Source organism: Clostridium sp. (genome assembly GCF_022482905.1).
GTDB lineage: Bacteria > Bacillota > Clostridia > Clostridiales > Clostridiaceae > Clostridium_B.
This window is the reverse complement of sequence record NZ_JAKVOI010000001.1, coordinates 1,018,965-1,033,092: the sequence shown is the minus strand read 5'-3', so window position 1 is coordinate 1,033,092 and position 14,128 is coordinate 1,018,965. Positions and strand designations below refer to the sequence as shown.

Here is a 14,128-nt window from a genome sequence, read left to right as displayed (position 1 = left end):
TCACAAGACTAGAAGAGGTGTTTTAAAATACCCCTTCTTTTTTTATATTGCCCTTCTATCAAATATCCTTTTAGCTTTTCCTTCACTTCTAGTTATAGTTCCAGGATTGAGCAAGTCTATATTGCAGTATATCTGCAGCATATTATGCAGCTTTGTATTGATATTTTTATGCAACTGAGATAAATTTTCTCTTCCATAAGCTTGTAGACTTTCACGAAGCTCTATTGAAATTATCAGCTGATCAAGATTGTTTTTTCTATCTATAGTCAACATATAATTAGGTGAGAGTTGTTTGAAACTCAAAAGCACTTTTTCAATTTGTATAGGATATACATTAACTCCTCTTATAATCATCATATCATCACTTCTTCCGCATATCCTTTTCATCCTGACAAACGGGCATCCACATTCACATTCATCGTATTCAATGGAGGATATATCCCTTGTCCTATATCTTAAAATAGGAAGTCCTTCTTTTAGCAATGTTGTAAAAACAAGTTCTCCTTCTTCACCGTGCTCAGTATTTCTTAAAGTTGCCGGGTCAATTACTTCAGGTAGAAAATATTCCTCATTTATATGGAGCCCATTTTGCAAACAGCATTCACCAGCCACTCCAGGTCCCATAACTTCACTTAATCCGTATATATCATATGCTTTAAATTTAAACTTTTTTTCAATATCATTTCTCATCTCATCAGACCATGGTTCTGCTCCAAAAACACCGATTCTAAGATTGAGATCTTCAGGTGATATTCCCATTTTTACCATTGTGTCATATATATGCAGTGCATAAGATGGAGTGCATGCAAGTACTGTTACGCCAAAATTTTTCATGGTCAATATCTGTTTTTCAGTATTGCCACCAGACATTGGTATAACGGAAGCTCCAAGATTTTCTACACCATAGTGGATTCCAAGTCCTCCAGTAAACAATCCATATCCATATGAAATTTGGACTATATCATTTTTTGTTACCCCATATCTTCTCAGGGTATCGGCTATTATACCAGACCACATTGCAATGTCCTTTTTCGTATATCCAACTATAGTTTGTGTCCCTGTTGTTCCGGAGGAAGCATGTATCCTTACAATTTTATCCATAGGTGCAGCAAACATTCCATATGGATAGTTATTTCTTAAATCCTGTTTTGTTGTAAATGGAATGAACTTGACATCTTCAAGTGATTTTATGTCTTCCGGCAGCAATCCTATTGCATCAAATTTCTGTCTGTAAAATGGAACATTCTCATAAGCATACTTAACAATATTTCTCAGCCTATATGTTTGAATATTAAAAATATTTTCTCTAGTACTTTGTTCTTTTACATTATCCATAACTATTTTCTCCTTATAAATTACATATATTTTCTCCATAGTAATTATCGACCATAGTTTTGATTAATTTAGAGTTTTATAATATATTTTTTAATAATATAATAAAAAGCATAATAATACTATTTTTCTATTTACACATAAAAAATCCTCCGGGAAGTAACTGCTACCCGAAGGACTAAAATATCCAGTAATTTCAATATTCAATTAGAGAATAGTTATATTTTCAGCTTGAGGTCCCTTTTGTCCCTGAACTACATCATAGGAAACTTTTTGACCTTCTTCAAGAGTTTTATAACCATCTGCATTTATCTGAGAGAAATGTGCAAAAACATCTTTTCCATCTTCTCCTGTAATAAATCCATATCCTTTTTCTCCATTAAACCATTTTACTGTACCACTCATTTAATTCATACCTCCGAAATTTTATTTTCCTTAAACTCTCTGCAATAATACACAATAAAATTTCGAACTTAACATACTTTATAATAGTGCTAATTGAAATATATATCTGTGTTTAAATTATTTACGGTTCATTTAAGCTTTATTTAGATTATATAACTTTTTTAATTATAAATCAAGTAATTTAATCAAAAAATTTTCACTGAAATTATATTATAGTACCTGGATTTAAAATTTCATTTGGATCAAATGCCTTTTTGACTGCCCTCATAATATCTATTTCTCTTGGTGAAAATTGTAAATACATATGTTTCTTCTTTGTTTTTCCTGTACCATGTTCTGCAGTTATAGTACCACCGTATTTTATCGCAGTTTTATACATTTCCTCTTTAAGCTCTTCATAATAAGATGGCAGTTTCCCATTGTCACTTAAAATGAAATTATGGACATTACCATCTGCTATATGTCCTACAGATGGAATAGACGTATTATACTTTTCAGCAAGTCTCGTGAGGTCATCTAAAAAATCCGGAACAGATGAAGGTGGAACTGCCATGTCCAATCCATCCGATACTTTATCTCTAAACGGAGCGTATACGTTACTCCTTATTTCAAGAATATCTCTCTGCTCCCTGGCAGTTTCTGCTATAACACTGTCAAGAGCATTATGTTTTTCACATATTTCAACGATCTTTTCACTGTTGTTGTAAAGTTCATCTTCATCAGCTGCATCGATTATAAACATAAGATCTACAGATCCTTTTTTTAACTGCCATATCATATCAAGATCTTCAGCAGATTTTTCAGTCACAGATCTGTCCATATACTCTATTGCTCTCGGTGTAATTCCCTCCTGGAGTATTTCAGGCACTACATCTGCTGCATTTCTTCTGCTGTCAAAGGCTACTATAAGTGTTCCCGTATGTCTGCTCTTTGCATACAGCCTCAGTGTTACTTTTGTAACAACCCCGAGTGTTCCCTCACTTCCTATAATCATATTCATTAGATCATATCCCATATTGTTTTTAAGTAATTTTCCTCCAAGAGTAACTATTTCTCCTGTAGGCAGTACTACTTCCAGGGCTTTTACATGATTTCTCATAATGCCATGTTTTACAGCTCCCGATCCTCCCGCATTTGTTACAACCATGCCTCCGATCTGTGCCCCTTCATCTCCAGGATGTATCGGGAAAAACAGTTTGCTCTGTTTATTCAATATTTCAAGCAAATCTGACAGAGTAGCACCAGCTTCAATAGTTATCATTAAATTTTTCTCATCGAGTTCCACAAGTTTGTTCAATCTCTCCAGAGACAATATTATACTCTGCCCGGTTGGTATGGAACCTCCTACGACTCCCGTACCTCCCCCTCTTGCAATTACAGGTATCAATTTATCATTTGCATATTTCAGTATTTTAGATATCTCTTCAGGTGAACCAGGTTTTACTACTACACAATCTTCTGATGCCTGCGGACGTATAAGCGGTTCAGTTTCATCATAAAGATAGCTCCTCATCTGTGATAGATCATTTATTACCCAGTCACTACCTGAAATATTTTTTAGATTTTCTGCAACTTCATTTTCCAACTAATATCTCTCCCTTTTATTTACAATAAATACAAAAAAACAGACCATGTCTGCCGGGGCGAAACATGATCTGTCGCGGTACCACCCAATTATTTACTTGATCTTACATAACGGTCTTAAAACCGGATCTGCCTACTACTGTTTCAGCTTACAGCTCAAGGATGAATTTCAATATATAATATGGGCTCTCACCACATTTCCCATTCTCTTTTCAATCAAAAATATACCTACTTATTCCCGTCACAGCATTTATCTTTTGTAAAAAAGTTTACTATAATTTTAACAATATGTCAATATAGTATTAACAGCACGCTATACAACAAGTCCCATAATCTTCATCAAGAAGATCCAGAAAGTAAGAGTAAATGCAGAAAGAAGTGTAGTAACGACAATTATACTGGAAGTCAGTATATCATCATTATCCATGCTTTTTGCCATAATATAACAGCTGACTGTAGTCGGAGAAGCGAGCATAATAATCAAAGCAACAAGCTTCTGATCTCTAAATCCAAAGTATGCTGCCACGGGCAAGAATATAGCAGCCTGAACAACAAGTTTTATAACTGAAGCTATCATGGTTGGCTTTATTTTTGCAAGCGCTTTTCTTCCCTCAAATCCGGCTCCAATTGTAACTAGCGCCAGAGGTGATGCCATAGCCGCAAAGTTCTGCAAAGTTTTGTCCATCATCATGGGTAAATGAATCTTCAGCAATGATACAACCATTCCAAGAAATATTCCAATAATAATTGGATTCGTAACAATATTTATGCAGGTTCTTTTTATGTTGACATTTTTGCCCTCCATATCCCTGCCTTCAAAAGTAAGTACTATAACAGAATATATATTGTAAAGAGGTACAGCTCCTATCATCATCATAGGTGCCATTCCTGAATTTCCATAAATATTCTGGATAAATGCAATCCCCATAATTGACGCACTACCACGAAATGAAGCCTGTACAAAAGCTCCTGTCATATTCTTATCTTTCATGAATTTTTTAGTAAAAAACCATATGGACCAGAAACAAATAGATGTAACTACTGCACAAAACAATATGTATCTTCCATCAAAATTTTCAGCTATGTTCGTCTTGCCTATATCAGTACACAAAAGTATTGGAAGGGTAACTTTAAAGTTGAATTTGTTGGCTGCCTCTATAAAACCTTCATTGAGCATTCCTATACATCTCAATATATATCCAATTACAATAACGAAAAATACAGGCATTGTGGCATTCAAACTGTATATGAGACTATCCATCTTTTAGTTTTTATTCTTCCAAGTATTTCTTTCATAGGTTATATTATTTATAATCATTGATCTTCCCCCATTCCGATAGGCCATAATAATTATTTTTACAGTATTTTACAAAAGTTTTTCTGGTTTTATGCTTTTCTTTATCTTTCATATAGGCATTCCATGTATATGAATCATTATTCAGAGATTTTTTTATAACTTCCTCTGATGATGTTTTAATATCAGTAATTTTAAATACATCAATTATCTTTTCAAATCCAAATAATTCTTTTTCAAATCTTTCTTTTATGTCCCAAAGTGAAATAGGCCTTTTATTTTCCTTCAAAATTTTAATGGATTTTTGTCTTATATATATAAGTAATATGTTCATCAGCTCTCCCAAATCCGCTTTTCTATATCCTCCATTCATATGAATATACTTGTAATAGATACTCTCCTGTTCCGACAAAAATACTTCGCCTTCCGATTCCGGTAAATCAAGTACTTTCTTTATTGTATCAAAATCTTCGTCATTTAGGCAAAAAAAGTCCCCAAGTACTTTGTCAATTTCTTTTTCCAAAAAGTAAATTCTTTTTTTTAGTCTTATATTATTAAATTTTATCTTGAAGTACCCTGTTGCTAAATTATCCTCTTTCAATATTTCATCAATATTTGCATCTTTCATAAAAGAGAAATTTTTCAATATTTGTTCTACTTTTTCACTTACCGACTTCTCTATGTTAGAGTTCAATGTCACTCTTAAATCCATAACTGAATTTGGATAGTAGTCATATATACCTTTACCCATTTTTTTTGCAAACAGCTTAAAATAGAATTCATATATACTTGAATTCAGGACTCCAGTCAAGTACTCAAGTGAAGCTTTATTTTTAAATTCATTCTTAAGTACCAATGAATACACATCTGCACTACAATACGAATTGTCTGAATCCAGAGCAAATTTATTGTTTTTTCCCTTATATGAAAAGACAATTTTCTTCTGTTCAAATAGTCTATGATCTCTTCCCCATTGAAGCTGGTACCATTTTCTAACTCCTTTTCTACATTCCCTCCTATTTTTTAATTTATGAACATAATTTTCGATAAATTTCAGACTGTTACTATAATCTTGTTCATTCTCTATCAAATCTGAGTAAATTAGATTCAAATCACTGTTCAATACTCTATATTTTTTTATATTGCTGTTTTTTATCCACTTTTTTATCAATTCTTCTTCAATTTTATTCCTGGCAATATTTTCATTGGATACTACAAATGCTCTATCGCATCCCGTTATCACTCCCTGAAAACTATCAGCAATATCTCTAAGTCTGTAACTTGTACCATCTATAATCTTTCTATATATTTCATATTGATTTTCCGGTATTAAAATCCATCGTTCATCCCCCAGAATGTGCTGACTTATATGGAAACTTTCAAACAGATCAGTTTTCATCGTATTTTCAAGGTCAGCCTGATCATCAAATACAAAAGTATCTTTCAGCAATTTGTTTACCTGTATTTTATTCTCTTTGCTATTTTTACTTCTATCATTTCCAAAAATATATATGGAAGCTGCAACTCCCGCTCCTTCAAAAATTTCTGCTCCATAAAAATCTACTATCTCAAAAATAATGCTCTTATTTTTCAAATACTGTCTTAAATTTTTTCCAGTAGGACTTTCCATAAAGTATCTCGATGTGATTACAGCAGCTTTTCCTTTTATATTCAAAACTTCTCTTATCCTGCAAAAAAAGCAAAAGGATAAATCTGACTTGTCTTTAAAGACTTCTCCATAATTGTTAAATAACCATTTCTTATATTTTATATCCAGTTGCTTATGCCCCACATAAGGAGGATTTCCAACTACATAATCAAACCTGGTATTCCAGAAATCAAACAACGGCAAAATTCGCTTTTTTACCGTTTCCCACCTTACGAGACTGTCACACTGAACTATATTCAGTTTATCCGTAAAGTTGTCAGAATCCTTCAAAAGCAGATTTATCCTTGTCAATTGTACTGCAAAACTATCTATATCAGCACCATAAATACAATATTTCAATATATGATAATGGACATTTTTCTCTACCCAGTATTGACTTCCCTGTAGTCGTTTTTCCGATCTATTTCCCCTGATAACATAAATTTTTTTACCATACCTTTCTCTTAAATTTTCAAGATTGTCTAAAAATTTTTTTTTCAGAATGTCATAGGCCCTAATTAAAAAATGTCCTGAACCACAGGAAATATCAGCTAAATTTACAAAAGGATTTTCCAGAACATCTGCTTCACCAACTGTCTTCTTCAGCATATACTCTATAATAAACCCAGGTGTATAAAACTGTCCTGCAGCTCTGCGGGAATTTTTATCCATGAACTCCTGATAAACATCTCCAAGAATATTTTCATCTGTATTTTTAAAGTTAAATCTGTCTGAATTCAACCTTCCCATAATATCATTACAAATATCATTGAAATAATCAAAACATGGATCTCCACATACGGGATTGAGAAATTCATACTCTTCTTCACTATATAAAATTATATTGCCGCAGGATCCTTCCTTACAGTTAAAAGCAAGTTCAATCAATTCCGCCAGTGTAGAATTGATGACTGTATTAACTTCCATATTTTTCATAAAGCCCTTATCCTCACATATCCGTACAAATAATATTTTATTCAGCAGAGAATACGCGGCCCTATCATAAAAATCATTACCATACTTACAATCAGATGTTTTTCTATAGAATTCAAATAATACTTTATGGATCTCCCTTAATTCTAAAATCAGATTTATTTTTTTCATTCCCCTCAGCCTTTATTCTATACCCCAGTTGTTGAATTTTTCTATGAGCCATTTATTGCCATTATAAATTAATACAGCATCTATATCCACAGTATCTTCTGGAGTATAATTGTAACCTCTGATAGTCATATATACTTCATTATCATCGTACCTCTTATCTATAATCCTGCAGTTATCAAGCACCACTGCCGACTCAGGATTACCATATCTCATGTATGTCCTTCCATTTATATTCTTGAATTCAAAGCTTATAAAATTATTTATATAGCTGTCAGTATAATATTTATTGAGCCCATAATTTGAATTCAAGTAATTGTAAATGGAATTTACACCAGTATTGTCTTTTAAAGGCGCATAACTTATCCCTGAAATATCAATATACGAATTACCATCCACTTCAATATCGAGCAAATCCTTGATGGCATTTTCTCCATCTGTCAACAATGCTTTAGCACTCCCGTCAGAAATATAAAACCTGCTCTTTAAATCACTTTCAATTCCTTCACTTATAGCACCAGTACCACCGAGTAAAATAAATTTTTTATAATTTGAATCATCAAGATATTGCCTCTGTTCATATATATCCTTATCATCCGTCAATATTATAGGAGAATTCATTTTAGCAGCCAATGCGCTTCCTGACAATGCATCGGCAAAATTATTGCCGCCTGCAATAATCGCAGTATCAGAATCCAGGTTAAAATATCTGCACAAGTTTAAAGACGTGGCATATCTGTTTTCTCCCCCGATCCTTATTATTTCATCCTCCGTCAAAGCAGGCAGGGTCGCTTTCAGTTCATCAATAAGTCCGTTATTTATAACACCTGTTCCTCCTACAACATATATTTTGTCGGGGAGTATTTTCTTTAATATATCCTTCGTTGTTCCATACAATTTTTCAGAGCTGGACATAATAATTGGATATGACTTTGAAGCTGCAATACTCGACACGCTCAGAGCATCCGGGAAATTCAATCCATTGACAAAAATTACCGGCTTTCCTTTCTCCACATTCATGGAATCCACAATCATTGAATTTGTTTCAAATCTATCAATTCCGCCTAATCTTCTTACATTTTTATATCCAGCAGCCTTCAAGCTGTCATAAAAATTTTTATCTACCGAAGCTTCCCCTCCCAATATATATACAGTTCCATCAAGGTTAAGTCTGTCCTTTATAAAATTCATGACACTTTCATGGGATGCCGTATCCTTTCCAGCAAGAAGAATAGGTGCATTCAGTTTTTTTGACAATAGGGAGCCAGATAATGCATCCGGGAAATCAGTTCCACTGGCTACAATTACATTCTCCAGTTTTTCACTGCCGAATTGATATGCTATATTCTGCGAAGTTTCATATCTGTCTTTTCCATATATTCTGCTTACAGAATAATCACCTTCGGCATATACCGATCCGGAAACTCCTGCAATTAAACATATCAGCATAATTACAGCTATAATCTTTTTCATTGTTATTACCTCCACTTAATTTTTAAATATGTCCTGTTTTATATTTCCATTGAATGTTCCTGACTTGAGCATATCAATCTCATATTTATACGGAGGTTTCTTAATTCCTTTATCATTTGAAAGATATGGTGTTTCCAATATCTTTGGTATATTTTTCAAATCTTTATGATTTGCAATATAGCACAGTACATCAAATCCTATACTTCCAAAGCCAATCATTTCATGTCTGTCTTTTCTGGAGCCACGCGGATTTTTACTGTCATTGAGATGAATAACCTTCAACCTGTCGATTCCAATTATTTTGTCAAATTCATTCAATACTCCGTCAAAATCATTTACTATATCATATCCTGAATCATTTATATGACAGGTATCAAGGCATACAGAAAGTTTTTCGTTGTACTTCACTCCATCTATTATCTTTGCTATTTCATCGAAGCTCTTTCCACATTCCGAGCCTTTTCCAGCCATGGTTTCCAGAGCTATATTAACCTTCTGGTCTTTTGTAATGACTTCATTGAGTCCCTTTATAATCTGTTTTATACCCATATCAACCCCTGCACCCACATGTGCACCGGGATGAAGTACTATATTTCCTGCCTTTTTCATAGCTGCAGTCCTATCTATCTCCTGTCTTAAAAAATTGATTCCAAGCTCAAAGGTAGCAGGTTTTATACTATTTCCCATATTTATTATATAAGGTGCATGCACAACTATCTCTGAAACTCCATGTATATCCATCTCCTTTACAGCCTCGTCAATCCTGAGTTGATCCAGAGGTTTTCTAAAAGTATTCTGGGGTGCTCCAGTATAAACCATGAATGTATTTGCACCATATGAGACAGCCTCTTCAACAGAGCCTAAAAGCATTTTATTCCCATTCATAGAAACATGTGAACCTATTTTCAAATAATCATCTCCTGTATTTTAATTATACCAAATAATAAAGCCAGATGAGTATAATATCCTCTCTGGCTTTCATTTTTTTACTACAGTATCGTTATTTGATTAAACAGCATACATCATTTGCAAATTGTACCGGATCTTCTACAGGGAGACCTTCAATCAAAAGTGCCTGGTTATACAGCAGATTTGAGTACATTTTCAATTTTTCCTTGTCTTCTTCAAATGCTTTCTTTATGGCTTTGAACATCTCATGATTCGTGTTTATCTCAAGTATCTTGTCAGCCTTGATATTTTGATTATTTGGCATCATATTGAGTACCTTCTCCATTTCAATAGAAAGATCCCCTTCATTTGCAAGGCAGACAGGATGAGTCTTCAATCTATTTGACGCCCTGACTTCCTTGACTTTGTCCTTCAAGACATCCTTCATGAAATCAAACAGCTCCTTGTTCTCTTCAGTTTCCTTCTTGCTTTCCTTGTCGTCTGAGTCAAATCCCAAATCCTTGCTTGAAACTGATTTGAATTCTTTATCCTTGTATTTCATCAGCATTTTAATTGCAAATTCATCTACATCGTCAGTAAAGTAGAGTATTTCAAAGTTTTTGTCTTTAACAAGCTCAGTTTGTGGAAGTTTTTCGATTTTTTCTATGTTCTCACCAGCTGCATAATATATATATTTCTGGTCTTCCTTCATACGGGAAACATATTCATCTAAACTTACAAGCTTCTTTTCAGTAGAAGAATAGAACATAAGCAGGTCCTGAAGTACATCCTTGTTGGCTCCAAATTCCGAATAAACACCATATTTCAGCTGTTTTCCAAAGCTGTTGTAAAACTCAATATATTTGTCCCTGTCATTTTTCATCATGAGGAGAAGCTCGCCCTTTATTTTATCCTTTATTTTCTTTGCAATAAATTTGAGCTGTCTGTCATGTTGGAGAAGTTCCCTTGAAATATTCAGGGAAAGATCCGCTGAATCAACCAGCCCCTGGACAAAACTGAAATAATCCGGCAGCAGGTCAGCGCATTTCTCCATTATCAGAACACCGTTCGAATATAGCTCCAATCCCTTTTCAAATTCCTTGGTATAAAAATCATAAGGTGCCTTTGCCGGAATAAAGAGCAGCGTAGTATAGCTAACAAGACCTTCAGCCTTGGAGTGTATAACCTTAAGCGGTTTCTCATATCCAAAATGTTTATCCTTGTAAAACTGCTCGTAGTCTTCAGGTTTCAACTCATTTTTATTCTTTCTCCAAATAGGAACCATACTGTTTAAAGTCTCATCTTCAAAATAATCTTCATATTCCTTGTCATTGTCCTTTTTAGGTCTGCTCTTTTTTACCATCATCTTTATAGGATATTTTATAAAATCTGAATATTTTTTAATCAGCGATTGAATTTTGTACTGGTCCAGGAATTCATCGTATTTTTCATCTTCAGTATTTTCCTTGATTTTCAATATAATCTCAGTACCTACGGTTTCTTTTTCACAAGGCTCTATCTCATAGCCTTCCACGCCACTTGATTCCCATTTATACGCCGTATCTGAATCAAGTGCACGGCTCTTTACAGTTACCTGGTCGGATACCATGAAAGCCGAATAGAATCCAACTCCAAACTGGCCTATTATATCCACTCCATCTTTTATTTCATTCTCATTCTTGAATGCCAGTGATCCGCTCTTTGCGATTGTCCCCAGGTTATTTTCAAGTTCCTCCTTTGTCATGCCTATACCTGTATCTGTAATTGTAAATGTCCTCTTGTCCTTGTCAAGCGAGATCCTAATATAAAAGTCATCCTTGTTGAAATTTACATTTTCATCTACAAGTGAACGATAGTAGCTTTTGTCGATTGCATCGCTTGCATTTGATATGAGCTCTCTCAAGAATATCTCTCTGTTTGTGTAAATAGAATTAATCATTAAGTCAAGCAGTCTCTTTGATTCCGCTTTAAATTGTTTTGTAGCCATTCTATCATTTCCTTTCAATATAGAAATATAATAAAACCACGCTTGTCTTTTTAGGTCAGCATGGTTTATTTATTATCACATCTCTGTTAGCACTTCACATAATTGAGTGCTAATTTTATTTTAGCAATTATTTCATCTTTGTCAAGACTATTCAGCGGCTTTTTCTGTAATTTGTGAAATTTTCTCTCCTGTCTTGCTCATTTCATCAAGCTCATTTTTGATATTATTCAAACTGTCAAGTAATTTGCTGTTTTTTTCAGATATTCCCTGCATATTGCCTGCACTGTCCGTAAAGGTTTGTGCCATTTCATTTATAACTTTTACTATTCCATCAATAAATGACTTCAATTCCTGGGATGAAGCACTGAAGTTGTTCATAAATTCATTTATTGTACCGGCATCCTCCATATACTTTGATGAAGCACCCTCGAATTTATCATAATCCTGTGTAACTTCCGTAGCTATGTAACTCAATGCACTTTGTGAACCATCCACCAGCCTTTTTACAGAGTCTACTACCGAATCGACTATTGTCTTTATATTTCCCGCAGTTTCTCCGGACTGTTTTGCCAGTTCCTTTACTTCATCCGCAACTACTGAAAATCCCCTTCCAGCTTCTCCTGCCCTTGCAGCCTCTATGGATGCATTCAAGGCCAGCAGATTTGTCTGTTCAGTTATATCAATTATTGCTTCCGTAAGCTTGTTTATTTCATTTACGGATTTACTGTCTTCTATTGCACTTTCTATATCCTGCCTTATCTTTGTATAAATCTGAGTTGATCTGTCACGGGATTCCTTGGTTGATTTCTGGAGTTTCTTTCCCTCCTCGGAAAATTCCTCTGCAAATTTTGCACCTTCTCCCGCCTTGTTTGCTATATCTTTCACGGCATTGCCCATTTCACCCGAAGATGCTGCTATTTCTTCTGCAGATGCTGAATTTTCCTCCAAACTTGCAGATACGTTTTCTATTGCTCCTGTGGATTCATTCAGATTCTTTTCCAGCTCAATCATAAAAGTCTTCACACTGCTTATTTCTTCGCCTATTCTGTTTACCAACGAAGTCCACTCATCTCTCAAATCTTCCAAATGGGTAGATGTGTCTTCATCCAAATTTTCCTGTACCGTATTTGACGGTAAAAATTTCTTTGAAAACAAAACAGATCCTATTATACTGAAAACAATTCCTATTGCAAGCATTATTGAAATTATAGATACTGAAACTTGATTAAATACAGCTGCCGAGAAAATTGCCAGAGGTATCATGACAATCAAAAAAATAGATATCACTGCTTTTTTCGTTAAATTCATCTTAAATCCACTCCTTTAAACTATAAGCTGACTAATTATCGTCAACATTAGGCAAAACCTTTATATCTTTCACCTAGAAATTTCCCATGGATTTTCTTTTCCCTCCATAAAAAAAATACAGCTTAAAATTGAATGTTCCACCATATCCGATACAGCCTGATCCGTATAAAAGGCAGTATGGGGTGTAACAATCACATTTGGCATTGACTGCAGGACTGCAAGTGCTCTATTATCTACAATCTCACCTTTCAAGTCGCTGTAGTAAATATTTTCTTCACCTTCAATAACATCCAGTGCCGCTCCTCCTATTTTTTTCTGCCTGATCCCGTCTATAAGAGCATTGGTATCAACAAGCGAACCCCTTGCAGTATTTATGATAATCACATTTTTTTTCATCAGACAAATAGACTCTCTGTTTATCATATGATGGTTATTTTCTGCTGCAGGCGCATGAAGAGTAATAATATCACTGTTTTTAAACAGCTCTTCAAGTGGAACATATTGTGCATATTTTTTAACTTCATCATTTTCATACAGATCATGGGCCATAAATCTGCATCCAAATCCGCTTAAATGCCTTATTAACGTTCTTCCGATTTTTCCCGTACCAATTACACCTACGGTCATATTACCTATTTCCCTTCCCTGAAAGCCCTTCAGGGAATAATCCTGAACACTGCTTCTTCCCATTATTAGTTTGATTTTCCTAAGAGTCATAAGCATCAGCATTATTGCATAGTCGGCTACACTTTCTGGAGAATAGGTTACATTTCCAGCCCTCATTCCCAGTTCTTTTACCTTCTGCATATCTATGTGGTCATATCCTATGGTTCTTGTTGATATGAATTTTACTCCTGCATTGTTCAACTTTTCAATTACTTCCCCTGGAATGGGACTTGAGATAACACTGATGCACTCAAATCCACGTGCAAGATCTGCATTGTCCATATCTGGTGCGTCTTTGCAGAATTTTATTTCAACATTGTACTTTTTACTGAACTTTGTAAAATATTCTTCTTCATCTTTTCTGTAGCTATAGACAAATATACCCATTATATCCAGACTTCCCTTCAAATACTAATAATATTATATGTTTATATTATAACCT

General features: G+C 34.3%; 10 protein-coding genes and 1 other annotated feature. All 10 genes read right to left on the bottom strand.

Translation table 11 applies throughout. The features are described from left to right. Positions 1-42: 42 nt before the first annotated feature. Entirely contained in the window at positions 43-1,335 is a 1,293-nt protein-coding gene (locus LKE46_RS05170; protein ID WP_291719059.1) for a phenylacetate--CoA ligase family protein, read from the bottom strand. Positions 1,336-1,539: 204 nt separating this feature from the next. After that, a complete protein-coding gene (locus LKE46_RS05165) occupies positions 1,540-1,737 on the bottom strand; it encodes a cold-shock protein (protein WP_291719058.1) in 198 nt (65 codons plus the stop codon). A gap of 205 nt (positions 1,738-1,942) precedes the next feature. Continuing rightward, positions 1,943-3,322, bottom strand: coding sequence for an FAD-binding oxidoreductase (locus LKE46_RS05160; protein WP_291719057.1), 1,380 nt, complete (start codon positions 3,320-3,322; stop codon positions 1,943-1,945). A 51-nt stretch (positions 3,323-3,373) separates the two neighbouring features. Further along, positions 3,374-3,575 (bottom strand) — a binding site (T-box leader). A 59-nt stretch (positions 3,576-3,634) separates the two neighbouring features. Continuing rightward, positions 3,635-4,582: an AEC family transporter gene (locus LKE46_RS05155; protein ID WP_291719055.1), complete on the bottom strand. Its 948-nt coding sequence runs from the start codon at positions 4,580-4,582 to the stop codon at positions 3,635-3,637. A 43-nt stretch (positions 4,583-4,625) separates the two neighbouring features. Further along, a complete protein-coding gene (locus LKE46_RS05150; RefSeq protein ID WP_291719053.1) occupies positions 4,626-7,199 on the bottom strand; it encodes an N-6 DNA methylase in 2,574 nt (857 codons plus the stop codon). Positions 7,200-7,379: 180 nt separating this feature from the next. Further along, on the bottom strand, positions 7,380-8,837 hold the full coding sequence (locus LKE46_RS05145) for a cell wall-binding repeat-containing protein (RefSeq protein ID WP_291719051.1): 1,458 nt from the start codon (positions 8,835-8,837) through the stop codon (positions 7,380-7,382). Between the two features lie 15 nt (positions 8,838-8,852). Beyond that, positions 8,853-9,746 carry a deoxyribonuclease IV gene (locus LKE46_RS05140; protein ID WP_291719049.1) on the bottom strand — a complete coding sequence of 298 codons (894 nt, stop codon included), beginning with the start codon at positions 9,744-9,746 and terminating at the stop codon, positions 8,853-8,855. 91 nt (positions 9,747-9,837) lie between these two features. Next, positions 9,838-11,712 (bottom strand): molecular chaperone HtpG, encoded by a 1,875-nt coding sequence (gene htpG / locus LKE46_RS05135; RefSeq protein WP_291719047.1) that lies wholly within the window; start codon positions 11,710-11,712, stop codon positions 9,838-9,840. Positions 11,713-11,859: 147 nt separating this feature from the next. Next, positions 11,860-13,020: a methyl-accepting chemotaxis protein gene (locus tag LKE46_RS05130; protein WP_291719045.1), complete on the bottom strand. Its 1,161-nt coding sequence runs from the start codon at positions 13,018-13,020 to the stop codon at positions 11,860-11,862. A 69-nt stretch (positions 13,021-13,089) separates the two neighbouring features. After that, positions 13,090-14,073, bottom strand: a complete 984-nt coding sequence (locus tag LKE46_RS05125; protein WP_291725571.1) for a D-isomer specific 2-hydroxyacid dehydrogenase family protein — start codon at positions 14,071-14,073, stop codon at positions 13,090-13,092. Positions 14,074-14,128: the final 55 nt, after the last annotated feature.